General features: G+C 41.6%; 22 protein-coding genes. 5 read left to right on the top strand and 17 right to left on the bottom strand.

The genetic code is table 11. The annotated features are described in order from the left end of the window. The first annotated feature begins 108 nt into the window (after window positions 1-108). Window positions 109-306: a hypothetical protein gene (locus tag V7K69_RS11405; RefSeq protein ID WP_335034331.1), complete on the top strand. Its 198-nt coding sequence runs from the start codon at window positions 109-111 to the stop codon at window positions 304-306. Here V7K69_RS11405 and V7K69_RS11400 read toward each other — a convergent pair whose 3' ends face one another. From V7K69_RS11400 to V7K69_RS11380, 5 genes are all read right to left on the bottom strand, one after another. Continuing rightward, complete coding sequence (locus V7K69_RS11400) at window positions 307-1,167, bottom strand: fructosamine kinase family protein (protein WP_335034329.1); 861 nt, start codon at window positions 1,165-1,167, stop codon at window positions 307-309. 101 nt (window positions 1,168-1,268) lie between these two features. Continuing rightward, window positions 1,269-2,549 (bottom strand): M16 family metallopeptidase, encoded by a 1,281-nt coding sequence (locus V7K69_RS11395; protein WP_335034327.1) that lies wholly within the window; start codon window positions 2,547-2,549, stop codon window positions 1,269-1,271. Between the two features lie 211 nt (window positions 2,550-2,760). Further along, entirely contained in the window at window positions 2,761-3,996 is a 1,236-nt protein-coding gene (locus V7K69_RS11390) for an LL-diaminopimelate aminotransferase (RefSeq protein WP_335034325.1), read from the bottom strand. 137 nt (window positions 3,997-4,133) lie between these two features. Continuing rightward, the gene (locus V7K69_RS11385; protein WP_335034323.1) at window positions 4,134-5,489 is read right to left on the bottom strand and encodes an NAD(P)/FAD-dependent oxidoreductase; all 1,356 of its coding nucleotides are present in this window, start codon (window positions 5,487-5,489) and stop codon (window positions 4,134-4,136) included. A 234-nt stretch (window positions 5,490-5,723) separates the two neighbouring features. Beyond that, window positions 5,724-6,644 carry a DUF4349 domain-containing protein gene (locus V7K69_RS11380; RefSeq protein ID WP_335034321.1) on the bottom strand — a complete coding sequence of 307 codons (921 nt, stop codon included), beginning with the start codon at window positions 6,642-6,644 and terminating at the stop codon, window positions 5,724-5,726. Window positions 6,645-6,920: 276 nt separating this feature from the next. Between V7K69_RS11380 and ilvC the strand changes: the two genes are divergently transcribed. Beyond that, entirely contained in the window at window positions 6,921-7,916 is a 996-nt protein-coding gene (gene ilvC, locus V7K69_RS11375) for a ketol-acid reductoisomerase (protein WP_094351210.1), read from the top strand. A gap of 104 nt (window positions 7,917-8,020) precedes the next feature. Here the strand turns inward: ilvC and V7K69_RS11370 are convergent, their stop codons facing one another. The 3 genes from V7K69_RS11370 to V7K69_RS11360 all read right to left on the bottom strand — a co-directional run bounded on the left by V7K69_RS11370 (window position 8,021) and on the right by V7K69_RS11360 (window position 9,601). After that, window positions 8,021-8,494, bottom strand: coding sequence for an SET domain-containing protein (locus tag V7K69_RS11370; protein WP_335034318.1), 474 nt, complete (start codon window positions 8,492-8,494; stop codon window positions 8,021-8,023). Window positions 8,495-8,579: 85 nt separating this feature from the next. Further along, entirely contained in the window at window positions 8,580-9,425 is an 846-nt protein-coding gene (locus V7K69_RS11365) for a DMT family transporter (protein ID WP_335034316.1), read from the bottom strand. A 35-nt stretch (window positions 9,426-9,460) separates the two neighbouring features. Then, complete coding sequence (locus tag V7K69_RS11360) at window positions 9,461-9,601, bottom strand: hypothetical protein (protein WP_335034314.1); 141 nt, start codon at window positions 9,599-9,601, stop codon at window positions 9,461-9,463. Between the two features lie 213 nt (window positions 9,602-9,814). On the opposite strand from V7K69_RS11360, the gene V7K69_RS11355 reads away from it, so the two are divergent. Then, window positions 9,815-9,997: a hypothetical protein gene (locus V7K69_RS11355; protein WP_335034312.1), complete on the top strand. Its 183-nt coding sequence runs from the start codon at window positions 9,815-9,817 to the stop codon at window positions 9,995-9,997. Between the two features lie 675 nt (window positions 9,998-10,672). Here V7K69_RS11355 and V7K69_RS11350 read toward each other — a convergent pair. The 5 genes from V7K69_RS11350 to V7K69_RS11330 form a co-directional block, all read right to left on the bottom strand. Beyond that, window positions 10,673-11,167 carry a DUF427 domain-containing protein gene (locus tag V7K69_RS11350; RefSeq protein ID WP_335034310.1) on the bottom strand — a complete coding sequence of 165 codons (495 nt, stop codon included), beginning with the start codon at window positions 11,165-11,167 and terminating at the stop codon, window positions 10,673-10,675. A 237-nt stretch (window positions 11,168-11,404) separates the two neighbouring features. Next, on the bottom strand, window positions 11,405-12,742 hold the full coding sequence (ovoA, locus tag V7K69_RS11345) for a 5-histidylcysteine sulfoxide synthase (protein ID WP_335034308.1): 1,338 nt from the start codon (window positions 12,740-12,742) through the stop codon (window positions 11,405-11,407). 334 nt (window positions 12,743-13,076) lie between these two features. After that, complete coding sequence (gene egtD / locus V7K69_RS11340; protein ID WP_335034306.1) at window positions 13,077-14,051, bottom strand: L-histidine N(alpha)-methyltransferase; 975 nt, start codon at window positions 14,049-14,051, stop codon at window positions 13,077-13,079. A gap of 1,121 nt (window positions 14,052-15,172) precedes the next feature. After that, window positions 15,173-17,329 (bottom strand): polyribonucleotide nucleotidyltransferase, encoded by a 2,157-nt coding sequence (locus V7K69_RS11335; RefSeq protein WP_335034304.1) that lies wholly within the window; start codon window positions 17,327-17,329, stop codon window positions 15,173-15,175. A 100-nt stretch (window positions 17,330-17,429) separates the two neighbouring features. Continuing rightward, window positions 17,430-17,975, bottom strand: a complete 546-nt coding sequence (locus tag V7K69_RS11330) for a GNAT family N-acetyltransferase (RefSeq protein WP_335034302.1) — start codon at window positions 17,973-17,975, stop codon at window positions 17,430-17,432. 142 nt (window positions 17,976-18,117) lie between these two features. Here V7K69_RS11330 and V7K69_RS11325 point away from each other — a divergent pair, with 142 nt between their 5' ends. Further along, window positions 18,118-21,396, top strand: coding sequence for a DEAD/DEAH box helicase (locus V7K69_RS11325; protein WP_335034300.1), 3,279 nt, complete (start codon window positions 18,118-18,120; stop codon window positions 21,394-21,396). A gap of 95 nt (window positions 21,397-21,491) precedes the next feature. Further along, window positions 21,492-22,328: an SWIM zinc finger family protein gene (locus V7K69_RS11320; RefSeq protein ID WP_335034297.1), complete on the top strand. Its 837-nt coding sequence runs from the start codon at window positions 21,492-21,494 to the stop codon at window positions 22,326-22,328. Window positions 22,329-22,341: 13 nt separating this feature from the next. Here the strand turns inward: V7K69_RS11320 and V7K69_RS11315 are convergent, their stop codons facing one another. The 4 genes from V7K69_RS11315 to psbD all read right to left on the bottom strand — a co-directional run bounded on the left by V7K69_RS11315 (window position 22,342) and on the right by psbD (window position 25,743). Beyond that, window positions 22,342-22,974 (bottom strand): Uma2 family endonuclease, encoded by a 633-nt coding sequence (locus V7K69_RS11315; RefSeq protein ID WP_335034295.1) that lies wholly within the window; start codon window positions 22,972-22,974, stop codon window positions 22,342-22,344. Window positions 22,975-22,995: 21 nt separating this feature from the next. Further along, on the bottom strand, window positions 22,996-23,181 hold the full coding sequence (locus V7K69_RS11310; RefSeq protein WP_335034293.1) for a PCP reductase family protein: 186 nt from the start codon (window positions 23,179-23,181) through the stop codon (window positions 22,996-22,998). Window positions 23,182-23,312: 131 nt separating this feature from the next. Next, on the bottom strand, window positions 23,313-24,704 hold the full coding sequence (gene psbC, locus V7K69_RS11305; RefSeq protein WP_335034291.1) for a photosystem II reaction center protein CP43: 1,392 nt from the start codon (window positions 24,702-24,704) through the stop codon (window positions 23,313-23,315). Beyond that, window positions 24,688-25,743, bottom strand: coding sequence for a photosystem II D2 protein (photosystem q(a) protein) (gene psbD / locus V7K69_RS11300; RefSeq protein WP_012409998.1), 1,056 nt, complete (start codon window positions 25,741-25,743; stop codon window positions 24,688-24,690). The genes psbC and psbD overlap by 17 nt, the downstream gene beginning before the upstream one ends. Between the last annotated feature and the right edge of the window lie 285 nt (window positions 25,744-26,028).

Here is a 26,028-nt window from a genome sequence, read left to right as displayed (position 1 = left end):
TTTACTCACTTAATTTCCAATTGATGATGTATCAAAAAAATGTCTTAGTTCGAGTGCTGTGAATGGATTTTTTATTGTTTGTGAGAAATCCGGGCCAACGCATTTACAATGCAAGCCGATGCACTAACAAAGCAAGCCAACGCATTTACAAAGCAAGCCGATGCACTAACAAAGCAAGCCGACGCATTCACAATGCAAGCCGATGCACTAACAAAGCAAGCCGACGCATTCACAAGGCAAGCCAATGCACTAATAAAGCACAGGATTGCCAAATTTAATTCGCTACGAATTAATGAAATGCTGTAGTTAGCGCAAAATCTGGTCAATCATCCGGTTCGCCTGGGAAGCATAACCTCCCCCAAATAAATTGAAGTGATTCAAAATGTGATAGAGGTTATAAAGTGTTTTTCTCTGCTCATAGCCTGCATCTAAAGGAAAAACTTCGTTGTAACCTTTGTAAAAAGCTGCGGGGAACCCACCAAATAATTCTGTCATGGCAATATCAACTTCGCGATCGCCAAAATAAGTTGCTGGATCAAAAATCACAGGTTCTCCTGACGCAGTACACCCGGCATTTCCGCCCCATAAATCGCCATGTACTAAAGAAGGTTGTACTTGGTGCGCCAATAGTTCAGGGATAGCTGCTAGTAATTTTTCTGAAGAGGGGAAATTTCCTCCCCGTCGCCTTGCCAACTGAAATTGATAACCAAGGCGATGTTTAATATAAAATTCTGTCCAGTCTGCTGTCCAAGTATTGATTTGGGGCGTTGAACCAATGGTATTGTTAATTTTCCAACCAAAACCTTGGCTACTGCTAGCTTGGTGCATCGCCGCCAACTTGCGCCCCATCTCTTCCCACGAATTGCTGTTGCCATTACCAAGTTCTAACCATTCCAGTACAATGTAGCTAGAATTCTCAGCAACACCCCAGCAAATAGGTTTTGGGATGCGAATACTAGCTGTTGCTAGCATTTCCTTTAAACCCAATGCCTCAGCCTCAAACATCGCAACTTGGGATGCAAGGTTGAGCTTAACAAAGTAGGTAATCTCACCATTGGAAACAGCATAACCTTGGTTGATACATCCGCCACCAACCGATCGCCGTTGCTGACTTTGAAATTTTTCGCCAGTCACCTGGCTGATATGGGTGTCGATTTGAGTCCACATGATTGAATTGGGAAGGGGGCAGGGAGCAGGGGAGCAGGGAGCAGGGGAAGAAGCAACTATTGATTATTGACTATTCCCATTCCCAATTCCCCGTTTTTAATTTAAGGCTTAACAACAACTACACCATAAGCATCTGGGGAAAGATACTCTTTGGCTGCTTGCATTAAGTCAGTTGCATCTTGACTCTGAATATAATCTGGGTAGTTAAAGGCGGGTTCTAAATCTCCCAACAAGGAATAATAGTAACCATACAATCCAGTGCGATCGCTTGGTGTCTCATTGCCAAAAATAAATCTGTTCGCTACTCGCCGCCGTACACGGGCAATTTCTGACTCTGTGACTAACTCGGTTTGGACTGTGCGAATATGTTGAGCGATCGCATCCTCTACTTCTGCTAAATTTTCTACTGCACATTTAGCTGAAATATAAAATGTCCCTTGCAGCTTATTGCTCATATTGCTCACAGAAATTGAAGAAACTAATCCCCGTTCTTCTCGTAAATCTCTCACCAATCTTGATGTCCGTCCGTGTCCCAAAACTCCAGCTAAAACATCCAATCCATAGGTGCGCTCTAACTGCGCCATTCCTGGAACCCGCCAAAGCATCAATAGCCTGCCTTGCTGGAGACTTTCATCTGTAAATTCTCGGCGGACAATTTCTGTAAATGGTGACTCAGGATTTAGTGAGGAGTGGGGGGTGGGGAGTGGGGAGTGCTGAGTTTTATTAGCTTTTGTAAATCCTTCCGCAACGATCGCAATTAATTCTTCCACAGGCAAATTGCCTACAGCTACAGCAGTAATTGACTGGGGTTGATACCAACTATGATGAAAATCCCGCATCTGTTGGGGTTTAAGTTCGGCAATCACCGATTCTGGCCCCAATACCGCACGACGATAAGGTAGCTCATTATATGCTGTCTCCATTGCCCGGCGAAATGTCCGCCGTTGGGGATTATCCTCTGAACGCCTAATTTCTTCTAAAACTACTAATCGCTCACGTTCAAAAGCATCATCGGGAATACTAGCATTTGATACTACATCTATTTGTAATGGAGCAAGCTGGGCAAAATCTTTCGGGGCAGTAGTTATATAGTAATGAGTATAGTCTTGGCTAGTAGCGGCATTGGTGACAGCACCCCGTTCTTCAATTCGACGTTCAAACTCGCCGCTAGCCAGTCGTTCTGTTCCCTTAAAAATCATGTGTTCTAAAAAGTGAGCCATACCATTAATGGCATCAGATTCGACGGCTGAACCAACTTTAATCCATAAGTTGAGGTTTACAGCTTCAACTGGCATCTGCTCCGCTATGATTGTCAAACCATTGGGTAACTGATGTAGGGTTGGGCTATGAAGACGAGTAAATTTCCGCAGGGTTGAAGTCATTGCTACTTGTGTGAGGAGCTATCTTACTTCTTTATCTTATCCGCGACGCAAAATCTATATAAAAATACCTCTCCCTAGTTGTAACTAGGTCGGCGAAATTAAAGCTAACTGGCTAAGGCTGTCCTTTGTCATTATCTATTAGGTTGCGGTGGATAATCCAGCCCACCGTAACCTTTAGACTAATAGAATGAGTTTAACAAAAGCGATCGCTCTACACCTTAAACTTTTCGGCAATCCGCTTCATTGCCTCTTCGACATTCTCCCGGCTGTTAAATGCCGAAATGCGGAAGTAACCTTCACCCGCAGCACCAAAGCCAGAACCAGGGGTTCCGACAACGTTGACGGTTTGCAGCAACTTATCAAAGAATTCCCAACTGGATAAACCATTAGGAGTTTTTACCCAAACGTAAGGTGCATTCACGCCACCATAAACTGATAATCCGGCGGCTGTGAGTTTCTCGCGGATAATTTTGGCGTTTTCTAGATAGAAACTAACCAATCCTTTGATTTGTGCTTGCCCTTCTTCAGAGTAAACCGCTTCGGCTCCCCGTTGAACAATGTAAGAAACACCATTAAATTTGGTAGACTGGCGACGATTCCAAAGTTTCCATAGTTCGACATCGGAACCATCGGCGGCTTTTGCTGTGAGTGTCTTCGGTACTACAGTTAACGCGCAACGAGTTCCTGTAAAACCTGCGTTCTTAGAGAAAGACCGAAATTCGATCGCAACTTCTTTTGCACCTTCTATTTCATAAATTGAGTGAGGAAGCGACGGATCGGTAATATAGGCTTCGTAGGCTGCATCAAAGAAAATAATCGAGTTATTAGCTTTGGCATAATCTACCCATGCTTTGAGATATTCTTTGGTTGCAGTTGCGCCAGTGGGGTTATTGGGAAAGCAGAGATAAATTAAATCGACTTTCTTTGAGGGAATTTCGGCGGTGAAGTTGTTATCAGCCGTAATTGGCAGATAAACTAAACCCTCAAATTCGCCTTTATCGTTGGCATCTCCCGTATTTCCCACCATAACGTTGGTGTCTACATACACGGGGTAAACTGGGTCAGTAACGGCAATTAGATTGTCATGACCAAAGATTTCTAGAATATTGCCTGTGTCGCACTTGGAACCGTCGGAGATAAAGATTTCGGAAGCATCTATATCGGCTCCCCGTGCTTGGAAATCGTGAGCAGCAATTTTTTCGCGTAACCAAGCGTAGCCTTGCTCTGGCCCGTAGCCTTTGAAGGTATTGCGATCGCCCATTTCTTCCACAGCTTTGATCATAGCTGTGCGGCAAGCCTCCGGCAGAGGTTCGGTAACATCACCAATGCCCAGCCGGATGATTTTAGCATCAGGATTGGCTTCTGCAAAGGCATTCACCCGCCGAGCAATTTCTGGAAACAGATAACCCGCTTTTAGTTTCAGGTAGTTGTCGTTAATAGTTGCCATTATGTAGATATGAAAAAACGCCCTCAAACAGCTTACTGCTAATTTATGAGGGCGGGGAGTGGGGAGATGGAGAGATGGGGGGACAAGGGGACAAGGGGACTTGGAGAACTTGCAACAAGTCTTTCCCCAATGCCCAATTAGACATTTACTGGCCGTTTATTCTCGGCTGAATAATTGTTGTGATCGCTAATTACAAACTCTGTGATGGTTTCTTTTCCTGTAATCAATCTTGCTCCGCGATTACGGGTAAAGTAATTCCACGCCCACTGAATCATTACTACTAATTTGTTGTCAAATTCAATTAGGAAGTAGATGTGAATCACCAGCCAAAACAGCCATGCAAAGAAACCTTTCAGCTTGATAAAGCCCAAATCAACTACAGCAGAATTGTGCCCAATCATCGCTAAACTACCATGATCGTTATAAGCAAAGGGTGGCAAACTTTTACCTGCAAGTCGCTGTTGAACTAATGTTGCTACATATTCACCTTCTTGCTTGGCTACAGGTGCAACACCAGGTAGGGGTTTACCATTTTGATGAGAAAAATTTGCTAAGTCGCCAACTACAAAAATATTGGGATGTCCCTTAATACTCAAGTCAGGTTCAACAACAATCCGTCCAGCGCGATCGCATTCAGCACCTGTGCGTTCTGCTAGCACTTTTCCCATTGCTGAAGCTTTTACACCTGCTGCCCATAATACCGTTTTTGAGGCAATTTCTTTAACTTCATCACCTTGTTTCAGGGTAACAATATCATTTTCTATATTCGTTACCAGTGTTTTTGTCTGCACAACTACCCCTAAGCGCGTCAGGGATGCTTCCGCTTCTTGTGATAACTCTGGTGCAAAGGGTGGGAGAATCCGATCAAGCCCTTCTAATAGCAAAATCTTGGCTTCTGAGGTGTCGATGTTGCGGAAATCTTCTTTGAGGGTTTGATTTGCCAATTCTGCGATCGCACCAGCTAACTCTACACCAGTTGGGCCACCACCCACAATTACAAAAGTTAACCAAGCACGGCGTTTTTCTAGATCGGTTTCTTTTTCTGCGGCTTCAAAGGCCGAAAAAATCCGGCTACGCATTTCTATGGCATCTTCTACAGTTTTCAAGCCTGGGGCGAATTCTTCCCAGTTATCTTTACCAAAGTAGGAATGCTTCGCACCTGTGGCGACAATTAACGTATCGTAAGCTATTGCTTCGTCGCCCACGATGACTTTTTGCGCTTCTGAATCGATATTATTCACCTCTCCCAGCAGCACTTTCGTATTCTTGCTCTTGCTGAGGACAGAACGCAACGGTGAAGAGATATCAGCAGGAGATAGCGCACCTGTGGCGACTTGATATAAAAGGGGTTGAAATAGATGAAAGTTACGTTTATCGATTAAGGTAACGTTTACCGCCGCTTTGGCGAGTGTTTTTGCTGCATAAAGTCCACCAAACCCACCGCCAACGATTACTACTTTATGGGGTGGACTATTGTCAAGTGAATTTACCATAAGAAATATTATCGTGTATGCCGACTATTGTAACTATTCTTAACAGATTTGTATCAAAATTGTCATCATATTTTTTGTATTGCTCTTTACATTTGAAAAAGTATTAAAGTAATCGAAACTACAGGATAAATAGAACTTTTAAAGATAGAGGGTTAGACAATAAGATTTGGCAATATTTAACATACTCTTTGCTTATGTAAATTTATCAACGGTAGATGTAGGATTTATGCAAATTCATTCAGAACGAGTTGATTCTGGTGTTTGTGTCAAACGTGGTGAATGAGTTCGCCGCCAACGGTTAAAGCCATAAATAAGAGCAGCAAAAATTAACAAATAGGGACTGTAAACAATTAACCAAATACCCAGCTTGAGTAAGCCAACAGAAAATGCACTCAAAGAATGGGTAGAGTTGTTCCAAGTTTCCTGAACTTGCAAACCGAAAGCAGGTTGGGGACTGGTACTAGAAACTGCTGCTTCTAGATTTAGCGTAATCGTGGAATAAGCAACTTGATTTTTGAGGTTTTTCAGTTGAGCATCAATTTGTTCTATTGTTTGTCGGACATTACTTAATTCTTGAGAAACACTAAGCACATCTCTAACAGAACCTGCCCGATCCATAATTTTTTGCAAATTAGCTTCAGTTTTCTTTAGATTGGTTAATCTGGCTTGGAAATCCACCAGGCGATCGCCTACATCTTCCGCAGTAATGTTACGACTCTCTACAGTGCCTAATTTAGCTAGTTCTTCTAAAGTAGGTTCTAGTCGATCCTCTGGTATCCGCAATTGGATTGTTGCTGTGTAACGCAGGTTGTCGTTTTTGGGTTGTTGTTGTTTCAACCCGATTAAATCCCCTTGCTGCTTATTGATAATTTGCGAAACAGCATCAACAGTTTTATCTACAGAGTTGACAGTCAAAGAGATTGCTGCCTTTTTAATGAGTTGGGGACGAGAACGCTCTATTGGTGCAGTTTCCGCCTTTTGAGAAACACTGCTTTCACGAGTAGATAATTGATTTACCGAGCCATTGGCTGCAATTTGAGGTGCAGACTGATTTGTTGATCGATCCGAAGAGGCGCAACTGGTAAAAATCACCCCTCCCAATAACGCACTTATAAACAAAGCAGATGTACGCGGGAATTTAGTCGAAGTATACATAATCTACCCCCAGATAGATGAAGTTAACCCCAGTATTACCGAAGAAAAACTCAAACCCTGTATTGTTGCGATTTATGTAACAGCTTAGTCATTAGTTATTAGTCATTTGTCATTGGGAACTAACTGGCTATGTAATTTTTCTCCCTCTGCTTCCTCTGCTCCCCTTAATCCAAAGAGATAAAATCGAATTATTTATAGTCATCTGTGTTACTCAATTTGAGGTACAATCGTAAGCCTGCCAATAAATGACGATGCTTGCTGACAGGAGATGCTTCTATGGCCCGGATGTATTATGACGAAGATGCCAATTTAGACCTTTTGGCTGGAAAAACTATTGCTATCATCGGCTATGGTTCTCAAGGTCATGCCCACGCTCTCAATCTCAAAGATAGTGGTTTGAATGTGATTGTGGGACTATATCCGGGTAGTAAGTCAGTAGCAAAGGCTGAAGCTGCTGGGTTAACTGTGAAGAATGTCGCAGATGCTGCCAATGCTGCTGACTTTATCATGATTTTGTTACCTGATGAAGTCCAAAAAACGATTTACAAAAACGAGATTGAACCCAATCTAGAAGAAGGGAATGTGTTAGCTTTTGCTCACGGTTTCAATATTCACTTTGGGCAAGTTGTACCACCAGATAATGTAGATGTGGTGATGGTTGCACCAAAAGGGCCGGGGCATTTGGTACGGCGGACTTATGAAGGTGGTGAAGGTGTACCAGCGCTGTTTGCAGTTTATCAAGATGCCAGTGGTCAGGCACGCGATCGCGCCATGTCTTATGCTAAAGGTATTGGTGGTACTCGCGCTGGTGTTCTCGAAACGACTTTCCGCGAAGAAACCGAAACAGATTTATTTGGCGAACAAGCAGTATTGTGCGGTGGTTTGAGTGCTTTAATCAAAGCCGGATTTGAAACTTTGGTAGAAGCTGGCTATCAACCAGAATTGGCTTATTTTGAATGTCTGCATGAAGTCAAGCTAATTGTTGACTTGGTTGTAGAAGGCGGTTTAGCTAAAATGCGCGACAGCATTTCTAACACTGCTGAATATGGCGATTATACTCGTGGGCCAAGGATTGTTACCGAACAAACCAAAGCTGAAATGCAAAAGATTCTCAGCGAAATTCAATCTGGGCAATTTGCACGAGAATTCGTTCTAGAAAACCAAGCTGGTAAACCAGGATTTACCGCCATGCGTCGTAAAGAAGCTGAACACAAAATTGAGGAAGTTGGTAAAGATTTACGCGCTATGTTTAGCTGGTTGAAAAAAGCTTAAGCAAAACAAGGATCTGAATGTAGAGACGTTGCAATGAAACGTCTCTACAATGATTTTGAAATTACGCAAAATTATTTTTCATGCTGCTATAGATGTTATTTGCTTTAGGTTTTGAGATAATCTGCAATGTACTCTCCATAGCGATCGCGCAACATTGGTTCGCGGAATTTGAATCCTAATGTTTTCTCTCGACAGGATAGAGATTTGCACAAGCAGCGAGAGACAGCTATTGATTCATATTCAGTGGTTTCGTAGTCCCAGGTAATTTCCTCATCGGCTTCAATATCGCCCAACGCAACGAAGTCATATCCCCCAAACTGATTGTTTCTTACTCCAGTATTTGGATCGCAAGAATGATTAATTACGACAGCAGGCTCATCTAGGTTGACATACAAATTAAAATCCATCTGAAAGGAATAAATTGTTCGTTGGGGAACTTCTTCAATTGGGATACCCACCACAACGGTTTCCCCTTTGGCAAATTTTCTCGTAGCAAATACTCCTCTTCCTTTCGCTGTTTCCTGAATCGTGACATGAAAATTGAGCTTTGCAGCTGAAATTGACTCTATTGTATTCATAGATAAAAACCTACTATGTTTAAATTTCTTGATTTCAAATTTCAAACTTGGTTTAGTTAGATTTCACTTTCGAGGTGAAAGCTTGTTAACTGCTCTGTACCTCAACTTTTGCTTCCGGCTCAATCTTTTGAGGGCTTTGACTTAGAAGCAGAGCAACTAAGACAAGAATCGCGCCAATTAGACCGCGTATTCCCAGATGTTCTCCCAGTAGCCAAAACGAGAAAATTGTGGCGAACAATGGCTCAAGTGTATAAAGTAAAGCTGTTTCGTCGGCTGAAACCCATTGCTGTGCTAATGTTTGCAACCAGATAACAGCAGCCGTCGCCAACAGCCCTAAGTAGACAATTACTCCCCAGTGCTGGTGAATTACCTCAAATTGGTTAAGAATTTGTGTATTATTCCAGAGCAGACCTAGCACCGCAATGAACAAAAGTTGAACACTGGTAAGCGTTAAGGTGGGGTGACGAGACGCAACCCGGTCTAGGAAAATGATGTAGCCTGCGTAGACAAAAGCATCAACCAACATCAACAGATCGCCAATTCCTAGTTCTCCCCCTTCCCAAAACATCACACCAATACCGATCACAGCGACTCCAGCAGCTAGGAAAGTTCTCAACGGTACGCGCTGACCACTCAGCCATGCTAGTAGCGGGACTATGAGTGCGTTCAAACTGCCAATGAATGCAGCCCGATTCGCTGGTATAGTCTTGAGTGCAATTGTTTCTATAGCTAAGAAAAAGAAAAGGAAAAGACCTAGTACTGTACCATCACGAAGTAAAAGTGCGTTAATATTACGTAAATTTACAGCAAAAACTGCTGCTGCTATGACAAAGCGTGTAGCAATCAATGCACTTGGTGGAAGACTACTAAGGATGTCTTTAGTCAATGGAAAAGTTGTAGCGCTAATTACATTAACAAGGATAAGCAGCATTATTCCTTTTAAACGCAACGTATTTTCAATTTGCATCAAATTAATTGATTGAATAATGTTTCTTTACATCCATAGAGAATGCGATCGCATAGAGAATATTGGTTTTGCTGCATCCAGTCAGCGCCTTCTGAATTGAGGATTTTTAATTGGGAAAGTTCTACGAAGTAAGTTGGCACAATAAAATCAAACTATGTAAATAAAAATGAACTAGGCTAAAACCCTTATACCTATTGCCTATTGACTATTTTCTATTGCCTTATCCCAACGACAATTATTTACGCCCACTTACTTAATCTGATTTTGGTAATTTCATGTCTTTTTTCACATTGCAATTAAAAGCTAAAAGAAGTTTGCATTAATCCAATCCAAATTGTATCATTTGCTGCGTTATGTTTAAAATTACTAATCTAGTCACAAAAATTCTGTCACTAAGTAGATACGAGAAAATAATTACAAATATTAGTAAACTGAAAATTTTTGCGATCGCCTACAGTAGAGGCTCTGCGCGATCGCTTTGTGATGGATATCTGCAAATCAGATTGCTACATAGCGCTTCTCGTACACTGCGGTAAGCCACTACACATCATCTATGGATGCGATGATTTTGCTATCACTTCCATTTCTCTTTCTTAAAAGGAGAGAGGCTTTGAGGCTTAGTCACCAACGCTAGCCGGAAGGGGGTGTTCTTATCCTATACAATTGAGAAACGCTATTTATAACCTCGTAAAATACAAAAACAAATAATTTATACTTGCAAAAAGGCTTTAATTCCACAACTACTAAAAAGATGCAGATATGAGAAAGTTTTTTAATTTCTGCTTCGAGGTTGAATTTTATCTAAAAATTGCTATTACTTGTACCATTGTTCAGCAAATATTTTATTGTCTTCACCACAGTTGTTTCAAGAAAAACTATGGAATTCAGGGATTTTGGGACAGGTTATTCAACACCCTAAATCCTCCTACAAAGAAGCCAGGAATTATGTTTCCTGTAGCTTATTTGGAGCAGATCACCATGAAGTTGTCTAATACTTTAGATTGATTGAGAACTTTAAATATATAAAACCAATCTTTTAATTTTTGGCTACAGTGTACACACAAGTCTTTTAAAATTGTCTCACAAGCTTTTTATTCCCCTAACTTCTCTTTTTAAGGAAAATCTCTTAAATTCTTCCTTTTTAAGGAGAATTTAGGAGGCTCTGCAACATTTTGGTTTTGTAGTCTGACTCATTAATTTTATGTCAAAAATTACCACCCCATTGTTCCTAGACTACCTTTAAATGGCCCGACAATATCAGAGGTAATCCATCCCCCATAAAAATCACCAGGTTGAGACATAACTAGCTCATCATTTACATAGCAAGCATCCATTAAACTAGGATAAAAAGCATAGGATTCTTGAATAGTTACAAAATCAGATGTGGGGTCAAAATATCGCCAAGCAGCGTTATTTATATACTTATCACCGATGCCTATATCATAATACTGACACTTACCTTTCCATTCACACCAACTTTTTTTAGGTGTTTCTATCAGATATTCTAGTTTAATATCTTCTGAAGGAATGTAATAAGAAGGAGGATGGCTAGTTTCTATGACTCTTTTAGCTTTACTTGTTTCTGCTAAAACAATATTATTAACAATTATCCGAATTGATTTGTTTGTATCTTCTAAACGAGCCGGACGTGGATAATCCCAAACTGACTCTTGACCGGGTTGTGGAGGAATAGGATCTGGTCTCATGGTTAATAATTTCCCGTTTTTATTTTGCGATTAAAATGCAAAGGTAGTTCGCATTAATCTAATTTCATTTTAGATGATTTTTCGTACTATTTCTCCTAGATTTTAGGCTAGTAATATGTTTACTGCCTCAACAAAAATTGAGCCTAGTGATTACAGGGAGAAATAGAAGATGTAAAAACTGCTATTCTGTAACTATTAGTATCCTGCAAATTATTTTTCTAAAACCTCATGTTGGGCTTAATGCTTGATATCTTGAACAATCCTAAAACCGGCGTGTTGATGAAAATTAGGACGGAACCAGTTGCGATAATATTTTAAAGCTTCTGTACCGTTAGTTATCCAGCATCCTCCTAACATCATCTGATGCTTATTATCAAAAAATATTGCAGAATTATCTTCGTAAAGAAAATGAGGCTTATATCCTGCGAAAGGATTTAAATTATCACTCAAGTGTTCCCAAACATTTCCGCGTAAATCGTACAAACCAGAATGACTTTTGGCGGTTTCTAACATTCCTACTGGACTAGGTGAGCCAAATTTTAAATTGATATTGTAATTGTCTACAGCTTCTACCAAAGCACTACTATAAGTTGCTAAATGATATTCGTTTTCACTCATTAAACGGGTATTTTTACCTTGCCAACGACAGTAAGCTATTGCTTCATAGTGATTGACCTCTACAGGCCAATCTAAAGGTAAGTCGATTTCATCAAACATGGCTCGATACTTGTAACTGCCATTTTGAGGTATCCAAAATTTGGGATATTGAATGTTGTTTTCAGTTTTCCAATGCCAAGATTCGTTATCCCAATACTCTTGATTTTCGTAGCCACCAGCCTTGACAAAATAACTAAAATCGGAATTGGTAATCAGATATTTACTGGCTAAAAAAGGTTCTACTTCAATAGTGCGATCGCCATAATCAATATCCCATCCATAGGTTAGATCGTCAAAAGCTTTACCCAGCTTTACTACCCCACCAGCAACTTGTATCATTTCGTTTTGAGCAGTGTAGCCATTAAAAGGGGCATATTGCCAGTTTTGAGGGCGTTTCACTCTCTCAATTGGTAATTGGCGAATTAACATCGAAGAGGTTTCAATATGAATACGCTGGTGTTCAATCCCCATCATTAGAGCCCAGAGGGGATGAGTAGGGTGAATTGGTAGAGTAATCTCAGTAGTTTTAATTACTTCAGAAATTACCGTATACGCTTGTTTTCGATACTCCCAAGTTTGTGCAACTTGTGGCCATTCCAAATGAGCGATCGCTTGATTTAATTCTTCTGCTATCTCTGGATCAACTCCAATTTCAAACAAAATTTCATAGTCTGGATTGATCCTTTTTTCTAATAATCCAACGCTAATTAATTTATTGATATAGAAAACAGCCGAATGTCCCAGATAGAAAATTAGAGGGTTTCTCAAAGGATCGGGATTGAGATAAAATGTATCTTCTCCTATTAAAGTTTTCATCAGCATATCTTCTAGTTGCCAAGCATTCTCAAAATAATTGAGGATAACTTGGCGATCGCAACTATCTAGTTTAGGCGGATGAGTAGATTGAAGACTGTTCATGATATAACTCAATTGCTATTATATAGACGATTAACTTTGCTTGATTTACTTGACATTAATCAAAAAATTGTTAATTCTTGATTGCATTCCGACTCTGTTGATATTTTCTAGATAGGTTAGATTTTGCTAAATGAAACATATCCATGAACAAAAAAAATGCCACTTACTTAAGCATTTATAAAATGGCTAAAAATGCTGAGATGTTGTAGGATAATCAATGCCTATCCGCCTTAAGTAAGTGCCATTTGTGAACAAAGCATAAGCTTTGTAAGTTAAGATTTAAAGCCTAATTCACGGATATATCTATTTATATTCAAACTTGGGGAAGCAAAATTTAAGCTTGGCAAAGAATTAACCCAAACCACTGATTGGGATCTGTCCAAGTTTTTAAAGTCTTCAGTCCATGTGTCTCCAGTTGTTTTTGCATAGTTACTAAATCAAACTTGCGAGAAATTTCGGTGAGAATGCTCTCTCCATCTGCAAAGGCAACTTGCAAATCTAGCGTTTCTAAAGATATCTCATGACTCTTTTGGCAATGCAGATACATTTCTATTTGAGCATCATTTTGATTGTAAATAGCTTGGTGAGTGAATAAGCTGAGGTCAAAATTACCTTGAAAACGCCAATTTAAATGAGAAAGGATATTTAAATTAAAAGCAGCCGTTACTCCCTGACTATCATTATAAGCTGGCTCCAAAATTTCCTTGGGTTTTTGTAAATCAATCCCCAAAAGAAAGTAGTCGCCTGCTTGCAAAGTCCTAGTAATTTGGCTTAAAAAATTATCACATTCTCGGGGATTAAAATTTCCAAGAGAACTGCCTAAGAAAAAAATCATCCTTGATGCTGCAAATGTTGATTCTAGCTTCGTTAAGGCTTGTTCGTAGGTTCCTATTAATCCCTCAACAAAGAAATTTGGATATTTATGTTGTAATTTGATTACGCTAGATTTAAGGATGCCATGACTAACATCAATGGGTATATATCTACAGTGGCTTGCAATTTTTTGGTAAGCATCTAGCAAAAAAAGAGTTTTTGTAGAACTGCCACTGCCTAACTCTACAAGTTCACAATTACCTGTTATCTGAGCTATTTCATCGGCATATTCGCTTAAAATCCATGCTTCTGTTCGTGTTGGGTAATATTCTGATAATTCGCATATTTGTTCAAATAGTTCTGAGCCGTAATCATCATAAAAATATTTAGGGGGTAAAGTTTTGTGACTTTGAATTAATCCTTGGATGACATCTTCACCTTCATTGTTGAGAACTCGATCGTTCTCATTGAGAGATTTTAGATATGTAGCTAACATTGTGTCAATATATCTAGTTCTGAATGAAGTATTTAATATGACATATTTAGTATTTAATAGCAAGGTTTATTTCTAAGTAATTAATAATAAATTAAAATACGAAAAACCTCTAGATTTAGTGTGGTATTTAAGCAGGCTTTACTAATTTAATACTTGCTAATTTATTCAACTTTGAGCTAATAAATAAGTCGTTAGGAATAGACATAACTACACTGTTAGAGGTAAACATTATCTGCTACCAAAAAATGGCGAAACACATAAGTTATCTTTATTGATGACAACTTAAATTTTAGTTAAAAATAATTGGAGCTTTGGTAGCGATCGCAAAACCCAAAGAACTCTTATTTTTATTTTATTAGATAACTAAACTTTATCGAAGTATGAGCTTTGTCAAGTAACAAGTTATCTATTTTTTATTTCATAAAAGTTAAATGATTTGCGATCGCTTAACTCAAAAAAATTGTGTTTTTTATCCCGTTTTTTGCTTAACTCTTCTCCTGTCAAAGACGCTATGCTAGGGTGTATACACAAGTCTTTTAAAGTTGTCCCACAGTATTTAGATTTCCTCTACCGTAATAGTATAGGACTTATGCCAAATTACACGCAGTAGGGGCAATTCATGAATTTACCCTACCCAATAATCAAAGTTTGGACTATTCTTTGCGTAAGTCCTGTAAGAGCCTTTTTAAGGTGAATTCAGGAGGATATAATGTCGTTTTGTACCTTGTACAGAGTTGTATGTACACCTTAGCCGAAAAGGATAAAGGCTTTGAATTTTACTGTCCTTCCCTGCAATTTTTATGCAATTGAGAATTGCTATATGGTATTAAGTAGGTATTTAAAATTAAACATAATAGTAAAGTTAATCATAGTAAAATTAAACATAAAATAAAATCCTACTTTTGAGAGATAAATCGCTCAAAAGTAGGATTATTAGGACTAAAGTCCTTACTACAAACTTTAATTTATTTAGGCTTAGTTACTTATCTTTTATAGTCATCAGAGAGATTTACAAGTAGGAGTTTCAATAAATTTCGTGCAACTAATTTGGAGAAGCATACGGCGATGCCTTCACAGTAGGCATCGCGGATTTTAGATAAAATCTAAAATCCCAAATCGAGTTACCGATTCACCGCCGCAGCTTCTCTTGCTGCTGCTGCTTGATCTGGGTGGATACCCAAGCGGGTGAGATTAATCCGACCTTTGTTATCAATTTCGCGGACTTTGATAATCACTTCATCGCCCACCGCTACTTCATCCTCAACTTTGCCAACGCGGTAGTCAGCTAGTTGTGAGATGTGGATCATTCCTTCTTTCCCAGGCAGAAATTCCACAAATGCACCTATCGGTATAATCCGAGTAATGCGTCCTGCATAGACATCCCCTTCGTGGAGCTTGCGCGTCATGCCTTGGATGATATTTCTGGCTCTCTTGGCCTTGTTCTCATCCACAGCCGAAATTGTCACGGTGCCATCATCTTCGATGTCAATTTTTGCACCAGTTTCCTCTGTGATACCCTTAATAGTCTTGCCTCCAGGCCCGATGACCAGACCAATCATATCTGAGTCAATCTTGATTGTTAACAGACGTGGGGCATAAGGTGAGGTTTCAATCCGTGGCGTGTCAATGCAGGCGAGCATTTTCTCCAGAATGTGCAACCTGGCTGCTTTGGCTTGGTGGACGGCTTGGGAAATAACATCCAATGACAAACCGGGGATTTTCATATCCATTTGCAAGGCGGTAATTCCGGTATCCGTCCCGGCAACCTTGAAGTCCATATCGCCCAAAAAGTCTTCAATGCCCTGAATGTCGGTGAGGATTCGTACTTCGTCCCCATCCTTAATCAGACCCATTGCTGCGCCACTGACGGGTTTCAGAATTGGTACACCAGCATCCATGAGGGCGAGGGTGGAACCGCAGACTGAACCCATTGAGGTGGAACCGTTGGAAGAAAGTACTTCCGATACGATGCGAATCACATAGGGAAATTGTTCTTTTGAGGGTAACACAGGAATTAGCGATCGCTCTGCTAATGCCCCGTGACCAATTTCACGCCTTCCTGGAGAACGCATTGGCTTGGTTTCCCCGACTGAGAACGGCGGGAAGTTGTAATGATGCAGATAACGCTTATGTTGGTCTAACTGCATATCATCGTTGAGGTTTTGAGCATCACCCGGTGTACCCAAAGTACAAGTGGATAATACTTGAGTTAGTTCCCGGTTAAATAAACCGCTACCGTGGACTCGCTTTGGTAAGACACCAACTAAACAAGAAACACGACGCACTTCATCGAGTTTGCGACCATCAACGCGAACGTTATCTTCGATGATTTGCCGCCGCATGAAGTACTTGGTAATATCTTTAAAAGTGTTACCAAGTGCCTTGCTATTTGCAGTTGCGGCAACTCGAATTGGGTCTTCTTCTGGCAGTTCTTTAATCGTCGTGGCAATTTCATCCTTGACGACATCTAAAGCTGCATCGCGTTCGGGTTTGGTGAAGGTAAATTGAGACAGGATTTTCTTAATCTGGCCGCTAGCGCGATCGCGGATATAATTTTCTAGCGTCTGGTCTACTTCTGGTGGCCCTTCTTGCACTATGACCAGACCCAGTTCTGCTACTAAATCTTGCTGCGCTTTGATTAAGTCCCGCACTGCTTCATAACCAAAGTCAATTGCCTCGATGATATCTCGCTCTGGCAACTGATTGGCTCCCGCTTCCACCATGATTACGCCATGTGGTGAACCGGCTACTACCAGATCCAAATCTCCGGCTTCAATTTCTGCATAAGTGGGGTTAATAATGAAATCATCTCCCACTAAACCAACGCGAACTGCTGCCATTGGCCCATTAAAAGGAATCTGGGCAATCAGGGTAGCGATGGAAGCGCCTGTAACTGCTAGCACATCGGGTGGAACCAACTCGTCCATCGATAGCGTTAAGGCGATAATTTGCAGGTCATCCCGTAACCATGAAGGGAACAAGGGACGCATGGGACGGTCTATAAGACGGCTGGTGAGAATTGTTTTTTCTGGTGGACGACCTTCCCGCCGCATGATCCCGCCGGGAATCCTACCAGCTGCATACAGTCTTTCTTCGTAATCTACTGTGAGGGGAAGAAAATCAATGCCTTCTCTGGCTTGCGATCGCGTAGCTGTCACTAAAACGGATGTGTCCCCTGATTCTATCAAAACCGACCCACCTGCCTGGGGAGCTAGCAAGCCTACTTTCAGTCGAATATCCCTGCCATCGAAGGATATTGACTTATCAACTTCTGCCATTCAGTTCTTTTTCCTTCTCTTTCGCTATTCTCTTTCTGTGGCAATCCTAACATTTATGCACTAGGGCTGACTTCTAGTACATACAAAGATAGAGAAGTGTTCAAGCCAAAGCACGATACATCATCAGCGCATCTACCACTTGTTCATCTCCTAGCTTCGCCGCACGCGGAATTCGTCCAATAATCTCAAATCCTAACGATTGCCAAAGGGTAATTGAAGGTATATTAGTTTCAAAGACCAAATTGAACATTACTGCTTCGTAGCCCAGGTTTGCTGCTATCAAGAGCATAGCCTCCCCCATAAACCGCCCGATCCCCTGACCGCGTAACCCAGGTTGTACAATAAAACCAGCGTTGCAAATATGGCAACACCGACCAGGGAAATTTGGTTTTAAATAAAACGCCCCTAATATTTCTTTGGGCTTGTGTGTAGCATCCTTACCAGATGTCCTGACAACAAAGGCATCCTTGCTTAACCAGTAAGTTGAAAATTCTGCCTGAGATAGAGGTTGCCTTTGGGGATAAGTTTTACCTTCAACAATTACAACATTGAGTAATGTTCTTACAACCTCCTGTTCTTGAGGATGAATATAATCTAGTTCTACTGTTATGTTATTTTTTATAACTTTAACAATGGGGAAATTCATTACTAATAATATTTATACAGAATGATTATTTGAAAATTATTTGTGTACAATGATTTGATTATAAATGCTATTGGCAAGATTTAATAATTAGAGTTTTGCGAGTTAAATTATTTAATTTTACGAGAATCTGAGTAGTTAGCAAATGGCGATTTTACACGGGAATTGGTTATTACAAAGTCAAAAAGGTTGTTTATTTATTTGGGGAGAAACTTGGCGATCGCTACGAGCGAATTTTGAGTCTAATGGATCTGGAGATATACCCCTACATCCATTGGCAATGACATCAGTGGAGTTGAGTGAGTGGTTAGTTTCCCAGAACATGGCGATTACCAACTTCATCCAGAAACCCCAAGTTGCGAATGCTACTACTGGACGAACACGTAAAACCGTCAGTACGACTGAGATAAAGTTACCAACGCATTCACAAATCATTGCCCTACCAACTCATATCGCTGAAAATACTGTAGAAGGAACATCTGCAATTTTCCCCATACATTCTGCCAGCTTGGGACTAGACACAGACTCCCCGCAATATTTACAACCGTGGCAAGTTGAGGGTTTTTGTCTTAACCCCAGCGAAGCAGTAAAATTTCTCGCTGCTATTCCCCTAAATGCTGCAAAAGGGGAAGATGCCTTTTTAGGAGGAGATTTACGTTTTTGGTCGCAAGTTTCCCGATGGAGTTTAGATTTAATCTCGCGGTGTAAGTTTTTACCAAGAATTGAACAGCAATCAGACGGTGCATTTGCTGCTAAATGGCAAGTACTTCTAGACAGTGCTGTAGATGGAACTCGCCTAGAAAAATTTTCTGTGGATATGCCATTGGTTTGTCGCACTTATCAGGGAGATGGGGGAGACAAGGAGGACAAGGAGACAAGGGGACAAGGGGACAAGGAAAATAACCATGCCGAATGCCCAATGTATGTAGATTTTCCAGCCGAACCTCAAGAATTACTTTTGGGATTTCTCAACAGTACGATAGATAAGCAACTGCGAGGGATGCTAGGTTCTCAGCCTCCAATGGAAGCGAAAGTGATGGCATCTTTACCAGGTGGAGTGCGACAGTGGTTGCAAGGCTTAACTAGTGAATCTAGTACAGTTAACGCAGATGCTATTGAAGTGGAACGACTGGAAGCGGCACTGAAGGCTTGGACGATGCCGCTACAGTACCAATTAACTCTTAAAACTCTATTTCGTACTTGTTTTCAACTGCGTTCTCCAGAGTCAGGTGAAACAGATTGGACATTGGCGTATTTTCTGCAAGCAGCTGACGATCCTGAGTTTGTGGTGGATGCGGCAACTATTTGGAACAATCCAGTTGAACGTTTGGTTTATGAAAATCGGACAATTGAGCAACCACAGGAAACCTTTTTGCGAGGTTTGGGGCTAGCTTCTCGATTATATCCAGCGATCGCACCCAGTTTTGAAACCGAATATCCCCAATTTTCTCGGATCACCCCCATGCAAGCTTATGAGTTTATCAAAGCTGTAGCTTGGAGGTTAGAAGACAGTGGTTTAGGAGTAATTTTGCCTCCTAGTTTGGCGAACCGCGAAGGATGGGCAAATCGTTTGGGTTTGAAAATTACTGCCGAAACCCCAAAGAAAAAGCAGGGACGTTTAGGGTTACAAAGTCTGCTAAATTTCCAATGGCAATTGGCAATTGGTGGACAAACTATTTCTAAAGCCGAGTTTGATAAACTTGTGGCTTTAAATAGTCCGCTAGTAGAAATTAACGGCGAGTGGGTGGAATTACGGCCTCAAGACATCAAGACAGCCCAAACCTTTTTTACCACTCGCAAAGACCAAATGGCCCTTTCCTTGGAAGATGCCTTGCGTTTCAGTACAGGGGATACCCAAGTAATTGAAAAATTACCAGTGGTCAGCTTTGAGGCATCTGGAGCATTGCAAGAGTTGATTGGGGCGTTAAGTAATAATCAAGCGATCGCACCTTTACCTACACCAGCAGGCTTTAAAGGGCAGTTACGGCCTTATCAAGAACGTGGTGCAGCTTGGCTGTCCTTCTTAGAACGTTGGGGCTTAGGCGCGTGTCTTGCCGACGATATGGGACTCGGTAAAACCGTGCAGTTTATTGCTTTTTTGCTACATCTAAAAGAACAGGATGTACTAGAAAATCCAACACTATTAGTTTGTCCAACTTCTGTTTTAGGTAACTGGGAAAGAGAAGTCAATAAATTTGCACCAAGCCTGAAAATTTTGCAATATCACGGTGACAAACGCCCAAAAGGGAAAGTATTTTTAGAAGCAGTAAAAAAACATGATTTAATCGTTACTAGCTACTCACTGCTTCATCGAGATATCAAATCATTGCAAAGTGTCTCTTGGCAGATAATTGTTTTAGACGAAGCCCAAAATGTGAAAAACCCAGAGGCGAAGCAGTCAAAAGCAGTGCGGGAACTAGAAGCGACATTTCGCATTGCATTGACGGGGACACCAGTAGAAAATAGGCTGCAAGAACTATGGTCTATTTTAGATTTTCTAAATCCAGGGTATTTAGGCAATAAGCAATTTTTCCAGCGTCGGTTTGCCATGCCAATTGAAAAGTATGGGGATACCGCTTCTTTGACTCAGTTACGTTCATTAGTGCAACCATTTATACTGCGGCGATTGAAGAGCGATCGGGACATCATTCAAGACTTACCAGATAAGCAAGAAATGACCGTATTTTGCGGTTTAACTGGTGAACAAGCCGCACTTTATCAACAAGTTGTAGAACAATCTTTAGCAGAGATAGAATCTGCTGAAGGATTGCAACGTCGGGGAATGATTTTAGCTTTGCTAATCAAACTTAAACAAATCTGCAATCACCCAGCCCAATATTTGAAACATGCGACATTAGAGCAACATAATTCAGCCAAACTACTGCGGCTAGAAGAGATGTTAGAAGAAGTTTTAGCAGAAGGCGATCGCGCTTTAATCTTCACACAATTTGCTGAGTGGGGTAAATTACTTAAACCCTATTTAGAAAAACAGCTAGGTCGAGAAATATTCTTTTTATATGGCAGCACCAGCAAAAAACAACGTGAGGAAATGATTGACCGTTTCCAACACGATCCTCAAGGGCCACCGATTATGATTCTTTCTCTGAAAGCGGGTGGAGTCGGTCTGAATTTAACACGAGCAAATCATGTATTCCACTTTGATAGATGGTGGAATCCAGCCGTGGAAAATCAAGCCACAGATAGAGTATTTCGGATTGGTCAAACTCGCAATGTACAAGTACATAAATTTGTTTGCACGGGCACTTTAGAAGAAAAAATTCATGACATGATTGAAAGTAAAAAACAACTGGCTGAACAAGTTGTGGGTGCTGGTGAAGAATGGTTGACTGAACTGGATACAGACCAACTTCGCAACTTACTAATACTTGACCGCAGTGCAGTAATTGATGATGATGCAGAATAAGTTTTTAGTAAGGACTTTAGTCTTTAATTTGAGTGCTAAAGCGCTCACTACGAACTCACACCGATATAGCAGACTACTAAATTTTTGAATTAATTATGACTAATTACACATTACAAGCAAGCCGAGAATGGTGGTCGCAACAATGGTTAGACTTACTAGATTCTTATCGCTTTAAAAAACGTTTAGAACGTGCGAGAAATTATGCTCGTCAAGGAAATGTTCTCAGCATCGAATTTAAAGGTGCAAAAGTATTAGCTAGAGTGCAAGGTAGTGAAGTAGAACCTTATAAAGTTTCTCTTTCCCTTGAACCTTTTAGCGATGAACAGTGGGGTTATGTAATTGAAACCATGTCCCAAAGGGCAATTTTTGCTGCCAAACTACTAGCTGGAGAAATGCCACAAAATATAGAAGAAGTCTTCACGGCTAATGGTCTTTCGATATTTCCTTTTACCCTTGCTGATGTCCAGAGTAAATGCTCGTGTCCTGATAAAGCAAATCCCTGTAAACACATTGGTGCCTTGTACTATCAGTTAGGCGATCGCTTCAGTGAAGACCCTTTTGTATTATTTCAATTGCGCGGACGCACTAAAGAGAAAATTATCAGCGATTTACGTCAATTACGTAGCGCCAAGATTCAACCCAATACCATAGAAACGCCTGATATCCAACAGTCAATTCCTAATAACAAGTACTCGGTAAAAATCGATTCTTTCTGGCAATACAATGAGCCATTAGAGTCATCCTTGGTAGTGATTGCACCATCCACTAGCGAGATGGTATTAGATGTATTAGGAGCAATCCCCCTAGCGAAGGAAGAGGAAAATGCAGTAAGTTCAACTTCAAGTGATGTGGTAATGAAGTATTTGAATACAGTTTACAGAGATGTGAGCCAGAAGGCTTTTTTAGCAGCGATGAATGTGGGAGGAAGCTGATACTAATTCAGAATTACGAATTACGAATTACCTTAGCCCATTCCCGCACTGCCTGACGAATTGCCCTTCTGCCATCTGCCCGATTTTGCTCAATCAGTTTCGGCAGATATCGAATTTCTAAAGTAGGAAACACTAAACTCTTCTCTGACTCGACATATTCCCCATTTTGCAGGAGATAAATCTTTAGTTCACCAGAATCATAACACCAGAGTTCTGGTACTCCTAAGCGGGCATAAATGGGAAAACGATCTAAAGATTTACTGGTAACATCAATTTCCAGTGCCAAATCAGGCGGTGGGTCTTGTTTTAAGTCTAGATCCAATCTACCGCGAATCGCAGCTTCATTCTGGAAATAGAAGCAGTTATCTGACTCTACCCCTGCCATTCGGCTTTCTCGCTTCCAAGTAGTCGAGCCATAACTTTCATAATCTATAGCCAACTCTTCAGCGATGTCTTTGACCAAATCGCTAATTACCTCTTTGTAATGTTCGTGTTCAGGTAAAGGTGTCATAATTTCTAAGGTGGTGCGATCGTAAGCTAACCGTGCTGCGCGATGCTCTCCCAAATCTTTTAAAAGATTTTCAAACTGCTGCCAGCTAATGTCATAAAGCATTACTCGGTCTGCTCGATTCTTTGCGACTGTCATTGTTACGACCTCCAGAATGTTTTATTGTCCAAACTCAAGCCTAGCTTGTTCTACCAAATTCGCTGTCACAAGCTCTTGTCCTGCTTCACGAGCCAGCTGTTCAATTCTGGCTTTAGCTTGAGAGCGGACAAAAAAGGGAATATTTTGCAATTTTTCCTTAGCTTCAGATGTCCATCGTAAAGCATCAATAAAATTGGAATCGCTCATGGTATTAATGACCTTGGTAAGTCGTTCAGTTTAATCAATAGGTTTACTAATTTTCCTATAAAAAAAGCCCTTGCTTTTACGCAAGAGCTTTTAAATTATTTAGTTGTCAGTGATGAAATAAACTTTACAACCTAATCTAGGTCGTCCATGAACATCACTGGCTCAGTCTCACGGTTAATTCCTTTCTCAAAACCACCAGCCGCAGCCCGTGCGCGACCAGCGTGCCACAAGTGACCAACTAGGAAGAAGAATCCTAGTACGAAGTGAGAAGTCGCCAACCAAGCACGAGGAGATACGTAGTTGAAGGAGTTAATTTCAGTAGCCACACCACCCACGGAGTTCAAAGAACCCAGAGGAGCGTGGGTCATGTATTCAGCAGCGCGACGAGCTTGCCAAGGCTGAATATCGTTCTTGATTTTTTCCAAGTCAAGACCGTTGGGGCCACGTAGAGGCTCCAACCAAGGGCCACGGAAATCCCAGAAGCGCATGGTTTCACCACCGAAGATGATTTCACCAGTTGGAGAGCGCATCAGGTATTTACCTAGACCTGTGGGGCCTTGGGCAGAACCGACGTTAGCACCCAAGCGTTGGTCACGAATCAAGAAGGTCAAAGCTTGAGCTTGAGAAGCTTCAGGACCTGTAGGGCCAAAGAATTCGCTAGGATAAACGGTGTTGTTGAACCAAACAAAGATTGAGGCAATAAAGCCCATCAGGGAAAGAGCGCCCAAGCTGTAGGAGAGATAAGCCTCACCAGACCAGATGGATGCACGACGTGACCAAGCAAAAGGCTTGGTAAGAATGTGGAAAACGCCGCCAGCAATACAGATAAAGGCAATCCAAATGTGACCGCCGACCACATCTTCTAAGTTATCAACGCTGACAATCCAGCCTTCGCCACCGAAGGGAGACTTGATTACATAACCGAAGATAACTGCTGGGTTCAATGTCGGATTAGTAATAACACGAACGTCACCACCGCCTGGTGCCCAAGTGTCATACAAACCACCGAAGAACATTGCTTTTAGAACCAACAGCAACGCACCACATCCTAAAATAATCAGGTGGAAGCCGATGATGTTGGTCATCTTGTTCTTGTCTTTCCAGTCGTAACCAAAGAAAGAAGAGTATTCTTCTAAGGTTTCTGGACCACGAACGGCATGATAGATACCGCCAAAGCCAAGGACGGCTGAAGAAATTAGGTGGAGTACACCGACCACAAAGTAGGGGAAGGTGTCGATAACTTCACCACCAGCACCAACGCCCCAACCTTGGGTAGCGAGGTGAGGTAACAGGATCAAGCCCTGTTCGTACATGGGTTTTTCAGGAACGAAGTGAGCGACTTCAAACAAAGTCATCGCTCCTGCCCAGAATACAATCAAGCCAGCATGGGCAACGTGAGCGCCCAGGAGTTTGCCGGATAGATTAATTAAACGCGCATTACCAGACCACCAGGCAAAGCCAGTAGATTCTTGGTCGCGTCCAGTGCCGCCTAATATATTTGGTCTATTAGAGAGCGTTACCACGTGGTAATACCTCCTCAGGGAATACAAATTGTTCGTGGGGTTGATCTTGAGGAGCCATCCAAGCGCGGATACCCTCGTTCAGCAAAATGTTTTTGGTATAGAAGGTTTCAAACTCAGGGTCTTCCGCCGCCCGTAATTCTTGGGAGACGAAATCATAAGCTCGTAGGTTGAGTGCTAAACCGACGATGCCGACGGCACTCATCCACAAACCTGTGACTGGCACGAACAACATAAAAAAGTGCAACCAGCGTTTGTTTGAGAAAGCAATCCCGAAAATCTGTGACCAGAAACGGTTTGCTGTCACCATTGAATAGGTTTCTTCTGACTGGGTGGGATTGAAGGCGCGGAAGGTGTTAGCTCCATCTCCGTCTTCAAACAAGGTGTTTTCTACTGTTGCACCGTGAATAGCACACAGTAGCGCACCACCCAATACACCAGCAACACCCATCATGTGGAAGGGGTTGAGTGTCCAGTTGTGGAAGCCTTGCAAGAATAGCAGGAACCGGAAAATTGCCGCTACGCCAAAGCTGGGTGCAAAGAACCAGCTTGATTGTCCCAAGGGGTACATCAGGAATACGCTGACGAATACTGCAATGGGAGCTGAGAAGGCGAGGGCGTTATAAGGACGGATTCCTACTAGACGCGCAATTTCAAATTGCCGTAACATGAAGCCAATCAAACCGAAGGCTCCGTGTAGGGCAACGAATGGCCACAAGCCACCCAGTTGGAACCAACGGGTGAGGTCGCCTTGAGCTTCTGGTCCCCATAACAGCAATAGGGAATGTCCCATGCTGTCGGCGGGGGTGGATACTGCCACTGTTAGGAAGTTAGCACCTTCTAGGTAGGAGGAGGCTAATCCGTGGGTGTACCAAGAGGTGACGAAGGTGGTGCCGGTCAGCCAACCGCCTAGTGCTAGGAAGGCGCAGGGGAACAACAGTATCCCTGACCAACCTACGAATACGAAGCGATCGCGCTTGAGCCAGTCGTCTAGAACGTCAAACCACCCTCTACTGGGCGCACGTCCAACTGCGATGGTCATCGGACTAAAATCCTCTTTTTTTACTAAAATTGCAACGTTTCTAAGGCAATACGGAGAGCCAATGTAACCGGCTGCCGTGAGGAATTAACGTTTTTTTTGACAATCTCAACTGCTTTTAAGCGACTGAGATTCTGAGAAGTTGCTGACCTGTGAAATCAGTATTTCTCTTTCTTTATGCCATTACACGTACCATCAGCTAGTAATCTAGCTTCTGGTAACTTAATGATTCTTAACTTATCACACTACTCAGGGTTTTTGCCTGATACACAGAAGCAAATCTAGGCA

The organism is Nostoc sp. (genome assembly GCF_036917775.1).
Lineage (GTDB): Bacteria > Cyanobacteriota > Cyanobacteriia > Cyanobacteriales > Nostocaceae > Nostoc.
Note: the sequence above shows the minus strand (reverse complement) of the source record. Positions and strands in the feature narration are given on the sequence as shown.

Bases quoted from the DNA above. Each gene is read 5' to 3' on its own strand.
- V7K69_RS11405 (WP_335034331.1), top strand. From the start codon at position 109: ATGCAAGCCGATGCACTAACAAAGCAAGCCAACGCATTTACAAAGCAA.
- V7K69_RS11400 (WP_335034329.1), bottom strand. From the start codon at position 1,167: ATGTGGACTCAAATCGACACCCATATCAGCCAGGTGACTGGCGAAAAA.
- V7K69_RS11395 (WP_335034327.1), bottom strand. From the start codon at position 2,549: ATGACTTCAACCCTGCGGAAATTTACTCGTCTTCATAGCCCAACCCTA.
- V7K69_RS11390 (WP_335034325.1), bottom strand. From the start codon at position 3,996: ATGGCAACTATTAACGACAACTACCTGAAACTAAAAGCGGGTTATCTG.
- V7K69_RS11385 (WP_335034323.1), bottom strand. From the start codon at position 5,489: ATGGTAAATTCACTTGACAATAGTCCACCCCATAAAGTAGTAATCGTT.
- V7K69_RS11380 (WP_335034321.1), bottom strand. From the start codon at position 6,644: ATGTATACTTCGACTAAATTCCCGCGTACATCTGCTTTGTTTATAAGT.
- ilvC (WP_094351210.1), top strand. From the start codon at position 6,921: ATGGCCCGGATGTATTATGACGAAGATGCCAATTTAGACCTTTTGGCT.
- V7K69_RS11370 (WP_335034318.1), bottom strand. From the start codon at position 8,494: ATGAATACAATAGAGTCAATTTCAGCTGCAAAGCTCAATTTTCATGTC.
- V7K69_RS11365 (WP_335034316.1), bottom strand. From the start codon at position 9,425: ATGCTGCTTATCCTTGTTAATGTAATTAGCGCTACAACTTTTCCATTG.
- V7K69_RS11355 (WP_335034312.1), top strand. From the start codon at position 9,815: ATGTTTAAAATTACTAATCTAGTCACAAAAATTCTGTCACTAAGTAGA.
- V7K69_RS11350 (WP_335034310.1), bottom strand. From the start codon at position 11,167: ATGAGACCAGATCCTATTCCTCCACAACCCGGTCAAGAGTCAGTTTGG.
- ovoA (WP_335034308.1), bottom strand. From the start codon at position 12,742: ATGAACAGTCTTCAATCTACTCATCCGCCTAAACTAGATAGTTGCGAT.
- egtD (WP_335034306.1), bottom strand. From the start codon at position 14,051: ATGTTAGCTACATATCTAAAATCTCTCAATGAGAACGATCGAGTTCTC.
- V7K69_RS11335 (WP_335034304.1), bottom strand. From the start codon at position 17,329: ATGGCAGAAGTTGATAAGTCAATATCCTTCGATGGCAGGGATATTCGA.
- V7K69_RS11330 (WP_335034302.1), bottom strand. From the start codon at position 17,975: ATGAATTTCCCCATTGTTAAAGTTATAAAAAATAACATAACAGTAGAA.
- V7K69_RS11325 (WP_335034300.1), top strand. From the start codon at position 18,118: ATGGCGATTTTACACGGGAATTGGTTATTACAAAGTCAAAAAGGTTGT.
- V7K69_RS11320 (WP_335034297.1), top strand. From the start codon at position 21,492: ATGACTAATTACACATTACAAGCAAGCCGAGAATGGTGGTCGCAACAA.
- V7K69_RS11315 (WP_335034295.1), bottom strand. From the start codon at position 22,974: ATGACAGTCGCAAAGAATCGAGCAGACCGAGTAATGCTTTATGACATT.
- V7K69_RS11310 (WP_335034293.1), bottom strand. From the start codon at position 23,181: ATGAGCGATTCCAATTTTATTGATGCTTTACGATGGACATCTGAAGCT.
- psbD (WP_012409998.1), bottom strand. From the start codon at position 25,743: ATGACCATCGCAGTTGGACGTGCGCCCAGTAGAGGGTGGTTTGACGTT.